At 39.7% G+C, this 20,041-nt stretch carries 15 protein-coding genes and 4 pseudogenes; 16 read left to right on the forward strand and 3 right to left on the reverse strand.

Annotated features, from left to right (window positions below):
• Positions 1 to 30 precede the first annotated feature (30 nt).
• The 15 genes and pseudogenes from GQR42_RS12180 to GQR42_RS12255 all read left to right on the forward strand — a co-directional run bounded on the left by GQR42_RS12180 (position 31) and on the right by GQR42_RS12255 (position 14,167).
• Positions 31 to 810 carry a hypothetical protein gene (locus GQR42_RS12180; RefSeq protein ID WP_233271367.1) on the forward strand — a complete coding sequence of 260 codons (780 nt, stop codon included), beginning with the start codon at positions 31 to 33 and terminating at the stop codon, positions 808 to 810.
• Positions 811 to 1,038: 228 nt separating this feature from the next.
• A pseudogene (locus GQR42_RS12185) lies at positions 1,039 to 2,358 on the forward strand (IS4 family transposase).
• Positions 2,359 to 2,721: 363 nt separating this feature from the next.
• Positions 2,722 to 2,958: a hypothetical protein gene (locus GQR42_RS12195; protein WP_233271368.1), complete on the forward strand. Its 237-nt coding sequence runs from the start codon at positions 2,722 to 2,724 to the stop codon at positions 2,956 to 2,958.
• A gap of 642 nt (positions 2,959 to 3,600) precedes the next feature.
• Entirely contained in the window at positions 3,601 to 4,845 is a 1,245-nt protein-coding gene (locus tag GQR42_RS12200) for a glycosyltransferase family 4 protein (RefSeq protein ID WP_158200177.1), read from the forward strand.
• 124 nt (positions 4,846 to 4,969) lie between these two features.
• Positions 4,970 to 5,128 (forward strand): hypothetical protein, encoded by a 159-nt coding sequence (locus GQR42_RS28705; protein ID WP_233271369.1) that lies wholly within the window; start codon positions 4,970 to 4,972, stop codon positions 5,126 to 5,128.
• A 152-nt stretch (positions 5,129 to 5,280) separates the two neighbouring features.
• Positions 5,281 to 5,676 carry a hypothetical protein gene (locus GQR42_RS28710; protein WP_233271370.1) on the forward strand — a complete coding sequence of 132 codons (396 nt, stop codon included), beginning with the start codon at positions 5,281 to 5,283 and terminating at the stop codon, positions 5,674 to 5,676.
• 474 nt (positions 5,677 to 6,150) lie between these two features.
• Positions 6,151 to 6,495, forward strand: a complete 345-nt coding sequence (locus GQR42_RS12215) for a DUF433 domain-containing protein (protein WP_158200178.1) — start codon at positions 6,151 to 6,153, stop codon at positions 6,493 to 6,495.
• Between the two features lie 113 nt (positions 6,496 to 6,608).
• Entirely contained in the window at positions 6,609 to 7,346 is a 738-nt protein-coding gene (locus tag GQR42_RS12220) for a Uma2 family endonuclease (protein ID WP_158200179.1), read from the forward strand.
• 525 nt (positions 7,347 to 7,871) lie between these two features.
• Positions 7,872 to 8,804 carry a class I SAM-dependent methyltransferase gene (locus GQR42_RS12225; RefSeq protein ID WP_158200180.1) on the forward strand — a complete coding sequence of 311 codons (933 nt, stop codon included), beginning with the start codon at positions 7,872 to 7,874 and terminating at the stop codon, positions 8,802 to 8,804.
• A gap of 23 nt (positions 8,805 to 8,827) precedes the next feature.
• The gene (locus tag GQR42_RS12230) at positions 8,828 to 9,805 is read left to right on the forward strand and encodes a glycosyltransferase family 2 protein (protein ID WP_158200181.1); all 978 of its coding nucleotides are present in this window, start codon (positions 8,828 to 8,830) and stop codon (positions 9,803 to 9,805) included.
• 44 nt (positions 9,806 to 9,849) lie between these two features.
• Complete coding sequence (locus GQR42_RS12235; RefSeq protein WP_158200182.1) at positions 9,850 to 10,896, forward strand: glycosyltransferase family 4 protein; 1,047 nt, start codon at positions 9,850 to 9,852, stop codon at positions 10,894 to 10,896.
• Positions 10,897 to 10,945: 49 nt separating this feature from the next.
• A complete protein-coding gene (locus tag GQR42_RS12240; protein WP_158202462.1) occupies positions 10,946 to 11,617 on the forward strand; it encodes a class I SAM-dependent methyltransferase in 672 nt (223 codons plus the stop codon).
• A gap of 43 nt (positions 11,618 to 11,660) precedes the next feature.
• A complete protein-coding gene (locus GQR42_RS12245; RefSeq protein WP_158200183.1) occupies positions 11,661 to 12,365 on the forward strand; it encodes a sulfotransferase family 2 domain-containing protein in 705 nt (234 codons plus the stop codon).
• Positions 12,366 to 12,387: 22 nt separating this feature from the next.
• Positions 12,388 to 13,167: a glycosyltransferase gene (locus GQR42_RS12250; protein ID WP_158200184.1), complete on the forward strand. Its 780-nt coding sequence runs from the start codon at positions 12,388 to 12,390 to the stop codon at positions 13,165 to 13,167.
• Between the two features lie 20 nt (positions 13,168 to 13,187).
• A pseudogene (locus GQR42_RS12255) lies at positions 13,188 to 14,167 on the forward strand (NAD-dependent epimerase/dehydratase family protein).
• Positions 14,168 to 14,189: 22 nt separating this feature from the next.
• On the opposite strand, the pseudogene GQR42_RS12260 reads toward GQR42_RS12255, so the two are convergent.
• Positions 14,190 to 14,609 (reverse strand): annotated as a pseudogene (locus tag GQR42_RS12260) (GNAT family N-acetyltransferase); the annotation flags it as partial.
• A gap of 243 nt (positions 14,610 to 14,852) precedes the next feature.
• On the opposite strand from GQR42_RS12260, the gene GQR42_RS12265 reads away from it, so the two are divergent.
• Positions 14,853 to 15,722, forward strand: a complete 870-nt coding sequence (locus GQR42_RS12265) for a hypothetical protein (RefSeq protein ID WP_158200185.1) — start codon at positions 14,853 to 14,855, stop codon at positions 15,720 to 15,722.
• Between the two features lie 52 nt (positions 15,723 to 15,774).
• On the opposite strand, the gene GQR42_RS12270 is transcribed toward GQR42_RS12265, so the two are convergent.
• Both GQR42_RS12270 and GQR42_RS29975 read right to left on the reverse strand, forming a co-directional pair.
• Complete coding sequence (locus GQR42_RS12270; protein WP_158200186.1) at positions 15,775 to 16,653, reverse strand: polysaccharide pyruvyl transferase family protein; 879 nt, start codon at positions 16,651 to 16,653, stop codon at positions 15,775 to 15,777.
• A 201-nt stretch (positions 16,654 to 16,854) separates the two neighbouring features.
• A pseudogene (locus GQR42_RS29975) lies at positions 16,855 to 19,564 on the reverse strand (bifunctional acetate--CoA ligase family protein/GNAT family N-acetyltransferase).
• Between the last annotated feature and the right edge of the window lie 477 nt (positions 19,565 to 20,041).

Consider the following 20,041-nt stretch of genomic DNA (forward strand, 5'->3'; position numbering starts at 1 on the left):
TTCGATCGGTCACACTACTGTAGAGGAAATATGAGTGTTGCCCATCCGCTCCAGAAACGGAATATCTGGAAAAATCAACCCTTTAAGGGACTCTTGGTCATCGGCATTATCGCTGTGGTCAGTCTGGTTTTTGAACTGATCTTCACGGGCGTATTCGCTCTAGATGTAAACGAAAAATTAGTTTATATCACCCTCTGTTTTGTCTGGTGGTGGCATCTGGGTTTTTCCCTAAATGGCTATCCGGGTTCTCGATTTTTTTCCCATCGCTTCGGACGGGGAACCGTTAATTTAGCGATCTTGCTGCTGTTGGTCTATCTCACTGGAGAAGCGTGGAAATTTATCTTCACCCCCGCCCGTCTCACCGATACCCCCGTAGGTTTGTGGGGACAAACCGCGATTGTTGCCGCCTGTGCCAGTCTGTTCTTTTTCGATAACACGATCGTGGCTTCCGAAGAACTCCAAGACCGACATCCCACCAGTGGATTTCTCAACATCTTTTTTGCCGTTTTTATGGTCGCTCCCGCCCTCACTTTTCTACCGCAAATCTGGGGATTAAAACCGTTCTATATTCCTTGGTACTGGTATCCCCTCTCCACGGTATTCGGTAGTTTTTTCGAGCGCTGGCCGCTCGATCAACTGGGCCTAACCATGCCGCGTCTGGGCTTTCGACCTACCGGGGCGGTATTATTTCTCACCCTCCTGATGGCGTTTTTTCTCCAGCTGGCGGGGATGGATTTATTCACCACGGCGACCGGGCCGACCTTCGCCGCCATCTGGACAACGGTGGGTTTGGGTTTACTCCATTCGTGACAAGTTAAGGTCGTGCATCCTTTGTCAACTAGGTAATTACAAAATGTTACAAACCCTCAAAGTGCTTGCTAGTTCTAGCTTTGAAGGGTTCACTCCCGCACCGCAATCGCCACACTCCCTCAACGATTTGCGAAACTTGGAATAGAAAAATCCTCCTCCCGATGGTGAGACCTGATGAGTACAAAGCGCAAAACCAATCGTGACCACGCCAAAAAAGTCCAGCGTCCGATGGTGGAAGATGAAGCGATAGCAAACCAATTAGAAAACCTAGTTAAACCAGCCATAACCGCCCAAGAAAACTATTACCGTCAACTAGGATTAAGAGACCGGATTCTTAACCTCCCGTTGATGGTAGCGGCGGTATTAACTCTACTGTGGCGGGATGTAGCTGGAGTTAGAGAACTAAGCCGAATGTTAGCCAGAGAAGGGTTTTTATGGTGTTCACCCATCCAGGTAAGTCAACAGGCAGTTTCCCAAAGATTCTTAACCTTTCCCTCTCAATTGTTCGAGGGAGTCTTCAAGGAATTGCTCCCCCAATTAAGACAAGCTTGGCAGTGGAGAAATAAGCGTCCCCTGCCCGAAAGTGTTCAGTTGACCTTAAGCAAATTCGAGAGAATTTGGATAGCTGATAGTTCCACCTTAGAAGCCTTGTTTCGGAAACTGAAAAGCTTGGCCGATGTACCCCGAGGACAACTAGCTGGAAAAATGGCTATAGTAATTGATTTAATGAACCGACTTCCTGTAGAGATTTGGTTTCAAGAAAATCCGAAAGCTTCTGATACTAAGTTAGAATCGGATTTGTTAAGCTTAGTCAAGACCAACACCTTGCTGTTAATGGATCGAGGCTTCTATCACTTTTACTTTTGGCAGCAACTAATTGACCGGGGGATTCATTTTATTACCCGCTTGAAGAAAGGAGCCGCGATTCAAGTCCAGCAAGTTTTTACCGATAGTTATGGGCTTCGAGACCGCTTAATTCGCCTCGGCTCAGGAACTAAAGAGACTCCTTATATTACCTTACGTCTCCTTGAAGTGCGTTCGAGAAAGATTTGGCATTCCTATCTGACTTCAGTGCTTGACCCCAATATTTTACCTCCCTACGTTGTCGCTGATTTGTATCGACGGCGTTGGCGAATCGAGTCCGCATTTAACACGGTGAAACGACTGCTGGGGCTAAGTTATTTGTGGACTGGTTCTCTTAATGGAATTAAGTGGCAGATTTGGGGTACTTGGCTATTTTATGCGGTTTTAGTAGATTTAGGTGATGCTGTCGCTGACGAACTTTCTTTACCCTTTGACCGTATTTCTTTAGAAATGATTTATCGCGGTCTGTATCATTTTTAGGTGGCGCACCAAAAAGGCTTGGCTTCTGACCCCGTGAAGTATTTTGCCGCACCGGAGAATCGAGATTTAGGTATTGTTAAACAGCAGCGAAAACCCAATGTCAAACTTATTGTCGCCCCTTTTCCTGACCGACAACGAAGTTCGTCTGAATTCTTCTTCCAACCTTTTTCCCAAACCCCCTTGACAACTGGCATCCAGGCTTAACTTGTCACCAATGGGGCGACATCGAGTTCCTACGGGTTTGATCGCTACTGGCGGAATCTACGAACTTTTACCCTTCATGATCCTGTGGATTACAAAATTCGCGATCTGGGCAATTGGATTGTCAATGAAAAATTCCCAGAACCGAATTTTTATTCTTAATATAGCGGTATTCGCTTGAGTGAGATACAGGCAAAGTCTTGCCTAGACTGACTTATAGCTGGTTGCAGTATACCTCATTCGACTGCATACCGCTATATTAAAAGAGATGGAAATTTAGAATCCAATCAAGGAAAGTTTACTTTATTCTCTTTTCCCATACCAATAGGAACTACTGGACAAGTAGCGGCTAAATTAAGAGATATTGTGGCTGAAATTGTCAGCATTGCTCAAAGTTATCAATGTCCGATTGCTTGTGAGAATTTAGATTTTAGTAAAAAGAAAGCCTCGATACGCCATTGCTCAAAAGGCTACAATCGGATGCTGAGTGGGTTTATTTATGACAAATTCCGCGCCTTTTTGGTAGCCAGAGCCGAAAAGTACGGCATTGAAGTGGCTTTTAAAAATCCTTTTGCCACTAGCACCATCGGCAGGATTAAATAGGGTCTGCTGAAAAAGTTTTTCGGTGGGGGTAGGGTGTGGGGTGTGGGGTGTGGGGTGTAGGGTTTTACCGATTTTCAGGTGGTCAACTACCTAATTTTCAGGGAAAAAGTACCTCAATTTTCCCCCTGATCACTCCCATGCCTGGTACTTTTTGATTGACAAAAAGTCTAAAAGTCTTACCCAACAAGGTTTTTAGATTTATTCAGCATATCCTAAATATATGCCCAAATATGGTCTAAATTCGGCTTCTGCCGCAGCTATGGTCATAGCCCGAAGAGCATTAGGGTTTATTGAACGAATACCCCGTTCTTATTGGTCAGTTTTGGGGGTAGTCTCACCAGAGGATGGGGCTACCTCTAATTGGGGTCTATGGGGTAAAATCTGTAAGCTTTTAAGCGGACAGAAAATTTCTAGACACCAAATGTTTACACAAGCAAACGTCCTTGAGGTATTGCGTGATGCAGTTTCCCGAAGCGGAAAGACTAAAAATAAGTCTCGAAGGGGAAGGAAGGTCAAATCCACTTCTTGATCAGTAGCTTCTGTAGATAGTCCATCAACTAGGGAGTCACCGATGCCCCAATCCTGTTAATCTTATAATATTTTATAAGATTTTAATAGGTTTTTAGAAGGTGGAGACTAATCTTGAAAGTTATACATCTCAACACTAATGATCTCGAAGGAGGGGCGGCACAAGCAAGTTATCGCTTACATACAGGTTTGCGGGGAATCGGTATAGATTCTCAAATGCTGGTTCAAAGGAAAATCAGCGATGTTCCAACAGTAATTGCTCCTGCGACTAAAATAGAAAAAGCAGTCAGTCAAACACGACCGAGCTTAGATTTACTTCCTGTTCTTTTATACTCTAATCGCCAACGGACTCCTTATTCTATCCAATGGCTTCCCGATCGCCTTGTTTCTAGAGTAGCCCAAATTAGTCCAGATATTATTAACTTACACTGGATTAATGCGGGATTCTTACAAATTGAAACCTTAGCCAAATTTAAGCAACCTCTTGTTTGGACGGCTCACGATATGTGGCCTTTTACTGGTGGTTGTCACTATAGTGGAGAATGTAATAAATATACTCAGTCCTGTGGTCATTGTCCCCAATTAAAAAGTCAGCAAGATGGGGATATTTCTCGTTGGGTTTGGTGGCGAAAAGCCAAAGCTTGGAAAAATCTCAATCTGACTATTGTTACCCCCAGTCAATGGTTAGCATATTGTGCTAGAAATAGTTCTCTATTTCAGGATTTACGGATAAAAGTAATTGCCAATGGTTTAGACATTCAAAGGTATAAACCAATCGAGAAAAATACTGCTCGCCATCTCTTAGGATTACCCCAAGATAAACAGCTTATTCTCTTTGGTGCTATGACAGCAACAAGCGATAACCGAAAAGGATTTCATCTACTGCTGCCTGCTATAAAAAAACTCAGCCAATGGGAAATATGGCAGCATAAATTAGAGTTAGTGGTCTTCGGAGCCTCTGAACCAGTTAATCCGCCTGATTTTGGCTTGAAAACTCATTATTTAGGCAGATTAAATGATGATATTTCCCTAGCTTTAGTCTATGCCGCCGCCGATATTTTTGTCGCTCCCTCAATTGAGGATAATCTTCCCAATACAGTCATGGAAGCTCTCGCTTGTGCCACTCCCTCTGTTGCTTTTAAAATTGGTGGAATGCCTGATATGATTGAACATCAACAAAATGGTTATCTGGCTCACCCCTTCGAGGTGGAAGACTTGGCACGGGGAATTAATTGGGTATTAGAAGATACAGAAAGGTATAACCAACTGTGCATTCGGGCAAGAGAAAAAGTAGAACAAGAATTTACTCTTGAGATTCAAGCATCTAAGTATTTAAAGCTGTATAATGAAATATTGTAATATAAGCAACCTAGAAAAATTGCCTCTCTTTTCAATAACAGAAGCCTAAAAGCGCATAAATTCTTCGATCATTCTCAATAAGCTTGATTCATTACTTAATTCAAAAAATGGAGGTTATTAAACCGTGAAATCAATAGAAACCTTAGAAATTCCTGTAATTATTGCCTATTTTGGTGGGAAGCCAAATTATTTAAAGTTTGCCTTGAAATCAGCGGCAAACTTTAATAATACAGTTGTGCTTATAGGAGATGACACCAATAAAAGCTTTTGGAGAAATCACTGAAATACAACTTTAGTACGGTTTGATAAATATGAAAATTTTCAGAAATGCTATGTTCATATGTCAACTAATTCTCAAAAATTTGAAATTGCTTGTTTTAGAAGATTTTTTTGTTTGGAGAAATGGATGAAAGAAAAAAATGAAAAAAAATATTTTTGTTAGATGGCGATATTGTGACTTTTGCAGATTACTCAGAGCAAGTTTATTCAAATTTTAGTAATGATTATATAGCTGCTTTAATGACAACCAAAAATCAAGATAATTCTAGATGGGTATCTTCTCCTCATTTTTCATATTGGACGCTTGAGGCATTGGAGGATTTTACGAATTTTTGTATTGAGGCATACAGCAATAAAAATATACTAGATAAACTTGAAGAAAAATATCAAGGGCATATTGAAAACAATAAGCCTGGAGGAATATGCGACATGACCCTATTATATCTATGGTCTAAAGACAATCCCAAAGTAGCTAATCCTACTAGAGTAATGAATAATATGACTCTAGATATCAATATTAATTCATCAACTAACTACTTAGAGGATGAATAATAAATGCAATTTGGTTTAAAAAAACTTATATTCAATCCTTATGGATATAATAAAAATTTAAATAAGGAGATAAAATTTTTGTGCATTCATTGTCAGGGAGGGGCTAAAGGCGTGATGAGATTTCTGTATTATAAACAATTAAGAGATTTTTATTATATTGGAAACCTTGTTCGAGTAACTAAAGGAAAAATGAAGCTCTTAATCAAAAAGATTATAAGTAATAAATGAAAATAATAAAATTTGGAAGGATGTTGCAAATGGATGGTATTTTCTTTAAACCAGATTAGATTTTTAATATGGTAAAACATGAGCAAAGTTATTTGTTGATATCCCTCAAATAGTGCTACACTATGTACACAATGCGTACACAACGAGAGAGACATCCAAAAAAATCTATACCCCAGTCCTAGCAATGATATTCCTACTTGGTAATGCGATTTCTTATCCTTTTAGCTAAACAGCAACATTGCTCCTATGAAATTATCCTCCATTCCGACAAAACAGTACATCGAGCAACGAGAAGAAGAATATTGGCTCGAAGGAACTCGTATCTCCCTTGATTCAGTTGTCTATTCTTTCTTGAACGGAGAATCCCCCGAAAGCATTGCCCAAAATTTCCCACTCCTTTCCCTCGGACAGGTTTATGGTGCGCTCGCTTTCTATCTGGCCAATCGAGAGCTTGTCGACGCCTATCTGAAAAAAGGTGAAGCCGAGTTTCAGCGACTACAACAGTCTTGTAGAGAAAGGAGTCCTTTGCTGTACCAAAAATTGAAGGCAGCTCAAGCCGATAACATATGTTTAAAAAATCTAATTTCCTAGAAGAAGGCTATAATCACCATAGTATTTTGCCCCATCTCAATTCTAGCCAGTAGATTATTTTCCCCAGTGCCAGAGGAAAAAGCCCCATAAGTCTCATCACCAGCGTGACTCCGATGACTTCAACTATTGCCCCTTCTCCACTTTCACTGCCCACCCAAGATGAATTGCCCTGTGATGACGGCGTTCCCATGGAAACCCAACGACATAAACTCCAGATGGATATCCTCATGGACACCTTGTTACCCTGGTTAGCTGCTAGGGAAGATGGCTATGTAGGCGGCAATATGTTCGTTTATTTCAGTGCCGCACAGTTAAAAAGCGAGGAATTTCGCGGTCCCGATTTTTTTGCTGTCCTGGGGGTTCCCAAAGCGGAAAGAAAAAGTTGGGTGGTTTGGGAAGAAGGGAAAGCTCCCGACGTGGTTATCGAACTCCTTTCCGAAAGTACCGCTCCACAGGATAAAACTGAAAAGAAAGCCATCTATCAAGACCGTTTGCGAGTGCCAGAATATTTCTGGTACGATCCCTTTAATCCTGAAGACTGGGCGGGTTTTATCCTCAGAGACGGCAACTACGAGCCATTATCTCTAGAGGAGGGAGAAAGATTTTTCAGTGAAAGACTAGGGTTGTCCTTGGTACGCTGGCAAGGGGAGTATAAGGGAGTCGAGGCAGTGTGGTTGCGTTGGGCGACTTTTGCTGGCGATTTACTGCCCACGGAGTCAGAGCTAACCGAACAGGAAAGAATGCGGGCCCAACAGGAGAGAATGCGGGCCCAACAGGAAAGAATGCGGGCTGAGGATTTAGAAGCATTGCTTCAACGCTATCGAGAGCGTTTTGGAGATTTGCCCGAATAAATCTAGATATTGACCTGCTAAGTAGGTGGGTGGAATTAAATATAAGATGAACGTAGGTTGGGTTGAAGTATGAAACCCAACGCCCGCATGGGTTACGCTACCGCTAACCCATCCTACAAATAATTGTGCCTCCCTACTTAGTAACCAATCATCCCTTTAAATTAATTAAGGACTGGAGGATTGTTGATAATAACTCTCCAGAAAGCTAATAGGATAGGAATATGAAGCATGGACAACCAATAACCTTAGAAAACTCTTGTTTTCTTTCTGGGAGGAAACTGGTTAAAATTTTCTTGACAAGAAGTTGAACATCGGGTACAATGCAACGAAGCTAATTCTTAGATCGGGTCTTGAACCACTTGGCTAGTTACATTGCCTATTATAAATAACAGGCAGCCTTAAGAGAATTTTACCAAGAGTTAATGAAAGGCAAACAGCTAGTAACAGTTTGATAAAGGATACCAGTTTCGAGTTGGCGTTGACGATAAAACAGGGCAGTAAATATTAGTCGTGTAAAGGTTGACAATGTTAAAAAAATTACTTAACCGTATGCAAACCGAACAGGGGAGAAAAAATATTAAATTTGCCCTAGCCAGAAAAATATTCAATCCCCTCTTAAGAAATATTGGCTACACCCTAATTACTGACCATTTCTATCAGCCGATACCCAACCGTCAGGAAATTATGACATACGCGGGCAAAGAAAGGCCTCTTAGCTCAATTGAATGGCATCTAGACAAGCAAACTGAACTGGTTAAGTATTTACTGGAAAAATATGGTTTGGAATTTAACAATAAAGAAATTTTTTCAGCGTTTGGTTATTCTGAAGATAGTTCTGGCCTTATTAGTGGCGATGCAGAAGTCCTCTATGCTATGGTCAGAGAAAGGAAACCCTCTCAGGTAATTGAAATTGGGTCGGGTGGTAGCACTAAAATTATCGCCGCAGCTTTAAGAATGAATTTTAGAGAAAATTCCCAAAAATCACAACTGATCTCGATCGAGCCTTATCCTCAAGATTTTTTAAAGGACTTTGCTAATGTTAGTAAAGATTTTCTAGAATTTAGTTTGCTTACCCAGAAAGTAGAAGCCGTAGATTTGTCTGTTTTTGAATCCCTGCAAACCAATGATATTCTGTTCGTTGATTCTAGTCATGTGTTTAAGTCTGGTAGTGATGTGGAGTTTGAATTTCTTCAAGTTTATCCCCGTTTACAAACAGGAGTCTTAGTTCATATTCATGATATATTTTTTCCCTATGATTATCCCATCGAATGGAATCTAAAAGAATCGAGATACTGGAATGAGCAATACTTTCTAGAAACTTTTCTACAATTTAATAAAAAGTTTCTAGTTTTGGCATCCTTATCTATGGTATCTTATTATAATAATTCCGTATTTCTTGATAATATCAATGCTTATAATGAGGAGCGATTACCCGGTTCTTTCTGGATGATTGCTTGAAAATTACTCACTATTAAAAAATTATGACAACAATTAATCTTAATCATAACTTTTCCACGACTCGTCTGATGACTATGGAGATGCCAGTTATTGTTAACGATCCTTCTGCAAAAGTGCAATCTCATTTATTTTCGCCACCTAATCCAGAACGCAAGGGAGAAGGAGGATTAAGAACAAAGGGATATTTCAAGCAGTCCTACAGGGAGACAAGTGAGGTATCGGAAAAATTTGCAGTTCCTTTGGTTACTATTATAACGGTAGTTTTTAATGGAGAAAAGCACTTAGAGCAGACAATTCAGAGTGTTATTAGCCAGACTTACGATAATGTTGAGTATATTCTCATAGATGGCGGTTCTACGGATGGTACGGTTGATATTATTCGTAAGTATGAAGATAAGATTGATTATTGGGTGAGTGAACCAGATGCAGGAATTTCTGACGCTATGAATAAAGGGATAAGTTTAGCAACAGGAATTCTAATTAATCACTTACATGCAGGGGATAAATTTGCTGCTGACACAACCCTGTCGTCAGTGGTTTCATCTTATAATTCAGAAGGCTGGCGATGGTGTTTCGGTAATCAACTACTGAGAAGTCCTACAGACGATGCTATAGTGGGTTGCTTCTGTCCTCCTAAATTTAGTCAAAAACTACTTCACATAGTAAATACAATTCCCCATCCAACTGTTTTTTCTGAACGAGCTTTGATAGAAGAAGTAAATGGGTTTGACAATAATTATAAATGTGCTATGGATTACCATCTTTGGCTCAGGTTCACTCAATTATCAAAACCCAAACAATTTGATTATGCCACTGCTGAATTTTTACTGGGGGGTCGCTCCTCAGATATAAAATTAGCATTGAAGGAGGAGTTTAGAGCTAGAAAGGAAGTTTTAAGGCAGTCAAAACTAGAATTATTACTCTCTTTGGCAGTAGTAATAATGCGATATATTAAGCGACAACTGCGAATCACTACATTTGTCAAAAATAGTCCGGCATAATGGCAGTGAAGATAGATAATAAAAGTTGGGAGTAAATACCATATATGAAAATCGCTTATATTATTCCTCGTCTCAAAGATAGTGGTTTAACGAGAATACCCCTGTGGCTGTCTAATAGTTTTTATCCTGAGCTTGAGGTGAAGGTATTCTACTTCAGTGAAACTAATTCTCAAGAAAAATGCCTCAGCTTTAATGCTCCTGTTCAAAAAATAAGTTTCAACGGCTTTTGTCAAGAATTAAAAGATTACGATATAGTCCACTCCCATGGATTAAAACCCGATCTGTACCTTGCTATTAATTACCATAAGATTAAAGGCATAAAGATTACAACCATTCATGGCTATCACGTCGATGAACTTAGATACGAAAAAGACTCTCTACTAGGTTATATATGGGGAAATTTATGGAACCTAGCTTGCCGAAAATTAGATTTAGCAGTTTGCATAAGTCAGACAATGGAAAGATACTATCAAGGACTTGGCTATAAAAATACCACTGTAATTTACAATGGAATAAAAAAAATATATGACAGTAGAAAGACAATCAAAGGCAGTGATATAAAAACTGGAGATAAAATTGTCATAGGTACAGTTTCTATCCTAAATAAAAGAAAAGGAGTAGAGCAAATTATCCAAGTATTACAGAAAAATACCCTCTACCATCTCATGGCAATAGGGGGAACATCTCAAGACATTAATCGATTGCAACTCTTGGCAGAAAAACTAGGAGTTGATCAAAGATGTGTTTTTACAGGCTATCGAGAAAATCCCTGGGAAACCGCGATTAATATTGACGTTTTTGTTTTTCCATCTCGCTCGGAAGGATTTGGTTTAGCTCTAGTGGAAGCCGCTAATTTAGAAATTCCGATTATCTGTTCTGATATTCCGACATTTAGGGAAATTTTTGGAGAAAATGAAGTAACTTTTTTTCAGCTTGATGATATAGACGACTTGAACAACAAAATACTTATGCTAGATGAAATTAAAGACAAAGTTTCTCTGGCTAAGTTAAAAGCCGAAAAACTTTTTTCTTTGGAAAGTATGTGTGACAATTACTATCAGGAGTACAAAAATTTAATTGATGCTAATTAGCAACTATGAACTATAACCATATATGAAAATAAAAGGAGGCTCTATTGAGATGATTGGGATTTGTAATTTATGCGGTTCTGTGGTGGTTCGGATACATCTAGGATATTTTGGTACTCGTTGTTTAAACTGTAGATATACTAAAATTAATAGAGCAGTTGGTTTGACAATTGAATCTCTAAATTTTTCAACCAGTACCTCTGTTTACGAGTTGTCTTCTCGCGGAGCTTTGTATAAATTCTTAAAAGGTAAATTTAAAAATTTATACTTTTCTGAATACTTTGATGATGTACCTCTAGGGTTGATGAAGAAATCTGTTGTCTGTCAAGACGTTCAAAATCTTCTTCTCAACGACGAATCTTTTGATTTAGTGACTTCCACCGAAGTTTTTGAGCATGTTCCTGATGACAGCAAGGGGTTTTCTGAAATTTACAGAGTCCTAAAAAAAGATGGATACTTTATCTTTACCGTGCCTTTATTAGATAACCCGAAGACAGTTGAAAGATGTTTCTTACAGCCTGATGGGACTATCATACATCAACTTGAGCCTGAGTATCATGGCGACCAAATTCGTGGACAGGGAAGAGTTCTTGCCTTCAGAAATTACGGATTGGATATAACTAAACGGTTAGAAAGTTGTGGTTTTCATGCTGAAATACGTCTAGTAAACTCGATGCGCAATGTAATTGAAAAGCAGAAGGTTATTATAGCCCAAAAAATATAGTTCTACGACTGTCACTAAAAAATCAGCTGGAGATGAGAATAAAATGTTAATTTCCTACAAATACAACTTTCTTTTTATCCATAATCCCAAAGTAGCGGGGTCGTCTTTGGAGAAATCCCTGAGAAAAACTATCTTAAATGACTGGGAATATTTTAACTATAAAATTGATTGGGTATTAGGGAGAATTAACTTTCGTTTGGGGAATAAAGTTAATCTTCGCAATTACCTTTATTCTGACCCTATGGGTTGGGTTTATGATTCTTTTAAATTTCCTCAAGGCTATTTGAATCCTCACGCTTCAGCCCTAGATGTTAAAAACCTAATTGGTCAAGATAAATATAATGAACTTTTCAAATTTGCCTTTGTCAGAAACCCTTGGGATTTAGAGTTATCAATATATAAATATATCTGTTGGAGAAAGCTGCATCCTTTACATTATGTGGTTAGATCGATGAGTTTTGAGGAATATATATATTGGAAAGCTCAAAGAGGGATAGGCCTGCAAAAAAGGTTTTTAGCTGATGAAAATGGCGAGATTATCCTGGATTTCATCGGTAGATTTGAGACTTTACAAAAAGACTATGAGAAAATACTAGAATTGCTTAAGTTACCAAAAGTAAAACTAGCAAGCGTCAATCAAAATTATCAACGTCAGCGAGACTACAGGAGTTATTATAACCAAGAAACCAAAAATATTATTAGTGAACATCTCAAGGAAGATATAGAACTGTTTGGATACTCTTTTTAGTAAAAGATAGCTTTAGATACTTATGCAACTTACGGCCTCCCTTGTCCTTTACAAAAATGACCCAGAGATAGTTATTCAAGCAATTAAATCTCTGTTCAGCACACCAATAGAAATTAATTTATCAGTAGTAGATAACTCTCCCAGCGATGAACTCAAAAAAATTTTTGATAATTTTCAGGAATACGATATAGATTATTACTTCAATAAGGGTGATAACGTTGGTTTTGGCAAAGCACATAACCTAGCTATTACTAGAGCTAAAAAGTATGATTATCATTTAGTTATCAATCCAGATGTTTATTTTGATAATAATGTGATAACTGAGCTTATCCACTACCTCGATAAGCATCAAGATGTGGGATTGATTACTCCAAAAATATCTTACCCTAACGGGGACATCCAATACCTTTGCAAGCGTCAACCTACGGTTTTGACCTTATTTATTAGACGTTTTATACCAAAAAAAATGCAATTTCTTTTCAAAAAGAGATTGGACTGGTATGAAATGCGAGATATCAGCTACAATCAGATAATGGAAGTACCGATTATTAGTGGCTGTTTTATGCTATTTAACAGAAAATATTTAGATGAGATTGGCTACTTTGATAAAAATATGTTTATGTATTTTGAAGATTATGATTTGACCCTTAGAATGTCTAAAAAATACAAAACCATACTTTATCCCCATGTAAATATTTATCATCATTGGGCAAGAGGAGCGCACAACTCTACTAAACTGGCTATAGTTTTTGCTCAATCGGCTGTGTATTTTTTTAATAAACATGGGTGGAAATTTTACTAAACTTAATTGAATAATTAATAATGAAAAACGTTTTAGTTACAGGTTCTACTGGTTTCATTGGCAGCCACTTACTGCCAACTTTACACCAACATAATTGGCAAATAACAGCTGCAATTCGCCAGAAATTTGAGTTTCCCGCATCCCTGTCAATTAAGGCTATTCAGGTGGGTGAAATTGATGATATAACCGATTGGCAAGAAGCATTGCTAGGCATTGATACCGTTATTCATCTAGCAGGACGCGCTCATATCCTTCATGAGACTATTGCCAATCCAGAAGCATCATTTATAAAAGTTAACACTAAGGGTACTATTAACCTAGTTAAGCAGTCGCTAAAAGCGGGAGTTAAACACTTTATTTTTGTCAGTTCTATTCATGCTATGGCTTCCGAAAGTGATGATATTCTTAACGAAAATTCTCCCTGTCATCCTGATAGTCCTTATGGTGGTAGTAAATCGCAAGCAGAACAAGCTTTAATTAACCTTGCCAAAGATAGTAACATGACTTGGACAATCCTTCGTCCTACTCTAGTTTATGGGCCAGGTAATCCGGGTAACATGGATCGCTTGATGAAACTAATTAAACAGGGATTACCCTTGCCTTTTGGTGCGGTAAAAAATCGCCGCAGTTTTGTCTTTGTGGGTAACTTAGTTGATGCCATTATTACCTGTTTAGATCATCCTAATGCCGCTAATCAAATTTTTTAATTAGCGATAACCAAGCTGTTTCGACTCCCCAATTAATTCGACTCATTGCTCAACAAATTCAACAACCCTGTCAATTGCTGCCCGTCCCCACTACCCTGCTTAGATTCTTAGGTTATCTGGGTGATAGGGTAGAATCTATAACAGGGAAAAACCTCCCTTTTAATACCTATAATATCGATCGCTTGCTTGGTTCTCTTACCGTTGACTCTAGCTATATTCAAAAAACCCTGGATTGGCAACCTCCCTTTACTTTAGAGCAAGGATTAGCTCGAACAATTCAGCCAGAAAATTAGTGATCAGCTGGTCAAAAAGGCTTCATAATTCAAGTTCCGCTTTGACAAAATCGGCAGTTTTGTGGAGAGAAAACCCTACTTTGGTCGCTATCATCTGCATAGCGCGGTTATCCCTTAAAATTTGCCCTTCAATTGCCTCTAATCCTTCCTTTTTGCCAATAGTGACTAAACATTGTAGTAATTCTGTACCAATGCCCTGACCTTGATAGTCATCCCTAACTAATAGGTCAAATTCTGCCACATTAACGCCATGTAGTTTATTTAAGCGTCCTATAGCGATAATTTCTCGATCTTCCGTCTGATCGTTATTAATCTCTACCACTAAAGTCATTACTCGATCGTAGTCGATAAAACAAATGTGCGTAAGACGATCATAAGCGGTTTGGCGATCGAGATTGACAAGATGAAAATAACGATAATAAATGGTTTCTTCCGAAAGATATAGTCATTTCAATTAAGATTGAGAATATCAATCCCAGAGTTCATACGGATTTTGTCGGTCTAGACTGTATCAGACTTATCTGAAATGACTATAATGATGGAATTGTCGCACTAAAGGCTATCATTTCAGTTATTCTCGTCTGGGTGATCAGAGCTAAATCTAAGGGTGTGTTATAATGAATAAGTTTCAAACATAGTCTAAGGGTTATTGCCAAGAAAATTACTTTTTTAGGAAAAAGTCATTATGAATATGAGTAAGAAAAAAATATGCTTGACAACCTTAGCCATAGGTTCTAAATATAGGAAACACGCCCTACAACTTGCAGAAGATATTCACCACTGCTCACCAGATACGCCTTTTGTCGTTCTTACTGATAATCCTCAGATATTTGTTGGTATGGATTCGGTTATACCAATAAAACATGAAATTCAATCCGTAGGAATTTACCACGATAAACTCGACTGTATAGTAGAATCTTTCAAACAAGGTTTTAACTGTTGTATTTTTCTGGATGCTGATTGTCGCCTACTAACGGATATTACGGCATCTCGTCACTGGCAAGTTGGCCTAACCGCAAAAAGTTGTCATGACTTGAAAAGATATGTGATCAAAAATTCTGGGCAAAAGTCATCTAGGCTAATTTACGAACTAGCAGAAAAATATCAATTTTCTATAGAAGAATGTAAATTTATCTCAGAGTGGATATTTGTTGTTTGTCGAGACGAGCAGAATGATCAAGCAGATCAATTTCTACAATATTGGCGAGAAATCAGGGATTATATGGAAAATAATCGAGTTTTTGCGGGCGAAGGAGCGGCTATGGGCATAGCGTCCAATTTAGCTGGTTGGCCAGTTTATCATTACGATACCGGCTATCCCAATGAATCAGAGCGACATCAGATTGTTGATGCTTATAAGGACAGAATGTTCTATAAGAGAGAATCTATACCTGACCATCTCAAAGAAACGATTAAGAAACTAGATGAACAAAGGCTTGAAATTGAAAAACAATCTCGGTTATCCGCCAAAATTAATAAGCTAAAAAATCAATGCTATCAAGAGTTAAGATTTATGCGACTTAAGATTATATACCTTGCCAATTTACTAATTTAGTGATGGTGGCAATAGGAGACAATCATGAAAATCTTTTCCCCAATTGCCGCCTTCATTCTGAGCAAGAAAATAAACCATTTGCTACATCTTTTTTAAAGTCTTGAAGTTTTTCCTCTAGTTGATTAGTTAACATTTCAATGCGAGAATCCTTGCTCAAAACTGGAGACCGAGACAGGGCAGCTTGTTTCAGAGCTTGAGCAGCTTCTTTTTGGCGACTCCAATCCCTAATTGTCCGAAAAGGAGTTAGAATGTCCAGACTTTCTTTAGGGTGATGTAATCTTTTCATCCGAATAGGTTGATATTCTACACCGATCGAGGAACACCAATCTTGCCATTTAAAAGCAAGAATACTGGAGTTAGTAGTAATTGGCAGCCAAGGTACGCGAAGGGCATCAGCAATAATAGCACCGTGCATAGCTTCTGCTAATAAAATTTCTGTCTCACTAATACTTGATAAAACTTGCTCTACAGACCATCTAGGATCTATATAACCAAACCCTAAATTTTGACAAACGGTTTTCCATCCTTGGCCCGCAAGTTCATAATGAGGCATATAAGAAAAACGATATTTCTTTGGGGCCTGATTAGAAAAAACTTGACGAATTAAGACAGCACCATCAGTTATCGCTAGTTTCTCAGAAATGCCTAGGGCTTGAGCCGAAAGTAATCCCCTAACACAATAAATTGTATAAGACTCATCGAGCTTTGGAAACTCTTTTCCATAGCCGACACCCGTACCAAAAATAACAATTTTACGAGCATATCTTGTCCTTTTTGGTAAACCATTATTAATTAGGCTACCAATACCCACAAAGGCAACACTAGCATCCTCATCTAGAATACCAGGAATCAGTTTTTCCCAAAGCCAAGGATTAAGCTCATCTCCAAAGTTCCTCTCGCCATTAGGCAGTTTATAGTAACGTAGTTTCATTGTCCTAAATTCTCCAGTATTTATCTATTTTTATGCCGTCAAACCACCTTCAGGACAACTACCGATTCAGCCTCTAGGAAGGAAAACAACAACTAGGCTAATCTGATCAATCACCATGAAAATAATTTAGCTTGTGAGAATTATATAATAAGTTTGCCAAAATTTATCTGGCCATTGCTTGATCAGCTGGTCAAAAAGGCTTCATAATTCAAGTTCCGCTTTGACAAAATCGGCAGTTTTATAGAGAGAAAACCCTACTTTGGTCGCTATCATCTGCATAGCGCGGTTATCCCTTAAAATTTGCCCTTCAATTGCCTCTAATCCTTCCTTTTTGCCAATAGTGACTAAACATTGTAGTAATTCTGTACCAATGCCCTGACCTTGATAGTCATCCCTAACTAATAGGTCAAATTCTGCCACATTAACGCCATGTAGTTTATTTAAGCGTCCTATAGCGATAATTTCTCGATCTTCCGTCTGATCGTTATTAATCTCTACCACTAAAGTCATTACTCGATCGTAGTCGATAAAACAAATGTGCGTAAGACGATCATAAGCGGTTTGGCGATCGAGATTGACAAGATGAAAATAACGATAATAAATGGTTTCTTCCGAGAGATAATGGTGAAATTGTCGCACTAAAGGCTCATCTGCTGCTCGAATCGGACGAATTAGCACTTTTAAGCCTCTTTTCGTCGTCCAAGGTTCTATATAATGTTCGGGATAGGGACGGATTGCCGGATGAGATAACTTTTCTGGGGGAGTAGTTGGAGGATGAAGAAGGATAGAGGCGGAAAGAGCGATTAATTGCTCTGAATCGGCAAAAAAGGGATTAATATCGATAGTTTTAATGCGAGGTTGTTCACTAACCAGGTGACTAAATCTAACGATTATTTGCTCTAAATTCGCTAAATTAAGCGATTTAAGCCCATTTAGTCCCTGAAAAGCCCGATAAATCTTGGTTTTTTCTAAAAGTCGGCGCGCGAGATTAGTATTTAAAGGAGGTAGAGCGGTGGCGTAATCTTGAAAAATATCGACTAAACGGCCACCAGTCCCGAAAATTATCACCGGTCCGCACTGATCATCGTAATTAGAGCCGATAATTAACTCATATCCTCGATTTATCTCTAACATCGGTTGAATAATCACCCCGAAAAAATGCTCCCGACCCACTTGTGCGCTAATATTAGCTTCGATCGCCTGATACGCTTGCACCACTGCCCTAGGGGAAAAAAGCGGCAATTGTACCCCACCCACCGCGCTTTTATGGATAATCGTCTGGGAATGCAGTTTCATCACCACGGGATAACCGAGAGATTCAGCGAGATTAACTGCTTCTGCGGCACTTTCAGCGATTTCAGTGACAAGAACAGGGATTCCATAAGCTTTCAGTATAGCTAAAGACTCTGGCTCACTGAGAATTGTTCTATCCCCTACTTGCTCGATAATCTGGCTCACTAAAACTCGATCGGAGCCATTTTCCCGAGAATTGGCTAAAATTGGCGTTTGATAAAGACCGCGGAGATTCTCTTCATATTTCCAGAGCAAATTAAACACCCGGGCCGCCGAATCGGGATAGCGATAGGTGGGGATACCCTGCTGATTTAATAACGCTACCCCCTCTGTAATGCCCTCCCCCCCCCATCAAACTTGCTAAAATGGGTTTTTTAGTCTTTTGAGCAATTGAGGCAATGCTAAGGGCAATTTCTCGCAGATCGGTGTTAAAGCGAGGCGAGAGAATCATCAACACCGCATCGGTATGAGCATCCGCTAAAGCGATCTCTAGGGCGCGAGCGTAGCTATCGGGATCGCTGCTGCGACGCAGATCGATGGGATTTTGTGGGACAATATCCGCCGGAAAAAGAGGAGCTAGTTGCGCGATCGTTGCGGGGGTAAGGGTTGCCAGTTGTCCATCTTCCGCCAGTAAAGCCGAGGCCGCTAAAAGAGCGGGAGCAACACCATTGCTGATGATTGTCAAGCGTTTTCCCCGGGGAAATCGGGGAATTTTCCCTAAAACTTGCGTGATATTCAAGAGATCGGCCATTCTTTGTACTTCCACGATGCCAGAGCGAGCAAAGGCAGCGGAGAGAGTTAGTTGATCGCTGGTCAATTTGCCAGCACGGGAAAGATAAGTGGGGTCAAAGTCGGTACTGTGGCGACTAATGGCGATAATTGGTTTATTTAGGGCAACTTCTCGGGCCGAGGACAGAAAAGAGCGGGCATTATTCAGGGATTCCAAGTAGATAACGATGCTTTTGGTTTGGGGATCGTCTCCTAAATAATAGAGTAATTCGCCCCAATCCACATCTAAAAGGACTCCGAGGGAGATAAAGTGACTAAAACCGACATTTTCGCTTAAACTCCAATCAAGCACGGCAGCAGCGATCGCACCACTTTGACTAATCAGGGCAATTGAACCGGTTTTCGGCAGGATGGGGGAAAAGGTGGCGTTAAGATTTTGGCTTATATTGCAGATTCCTGAGCTATGGGGACCGATGATGCGTAATTTTTGACCAGCGATCGCTTTAATTTCCCTGAGTAAATTTTCCCCCATCTGGCCAGTTTCCCGAAAACCCGTGGAGAGAATCAGGGCGCATTTAACCTGTTTTTCGACAGATTGGGCGATAATAGCGGGAATTTCTGGAGCGGGAGCGGTGATAATTACCAGATCGATCGCCGCCTGGATATCCTGTAAACTGCCATAGGTGGGAAGATCGAGCCGGTTTTCGGGGTGAGGATTAACTAGATAAATGCGGTGCTGACCGGGATTATCATGGAGATTATTTAAAAGAGTGCGATCAAGTTGGGGATTTTGGCCATTAAATCCCACCACAGCGATGGTTTTTGGCTCAAAAAAGGCTCTTATGGTTTGATGTTCGCCACCACGAGCATCTAAGATGGAATTTAACATAAGTGGGTGGAATTAAATATAAGATCAACGTAGGTTGGGTTGAAGCATGAAACCCAACGCCCGCATGGGTTACGAAGTGCGCTAACCCATCCTACAAGTAATTGTGCCTCCCTACTTAAGTAGGCTAGGAGGTATTTAAACCGGTTAGGGACTTGCGCTTTGATAATACCATTTTTCTTTATTCGCGTCACAACGAATGCAGGCTTGGCAAGCATTCGAGCGTGGATGTCTGTCATGGATTTAGAAATTTGGTATAATGTACCTTTTGGGCGAACGCAGTTCGCCCCTACATTGTGGACAAAATCCGTTACTGTAGGGGCGCAAAGCTTGCGCCCTCCGCGCGCAGGGGGTTTGCTGATCACCCTAAGTAGGGGGAGAGCCTTCGAGAACCCCCTTCCAATAAGGGACTTGCGCTTTGATCCTGTGCCATCTGGCTAGTCTGATTCTTCTACAGAGCGATTTTCAAAGCTGGGATAT

This window comes from Microcystis aeruginosa FD4, from assembly GCF_009792235.1.
Taxonomy (GTDB): domain Bacteria; phylum Cyanobacteriota; class Cyanobacteriia; order Cyanobacteriales; family Microcystaceae; genus Microcystis; species Microcystis viridis.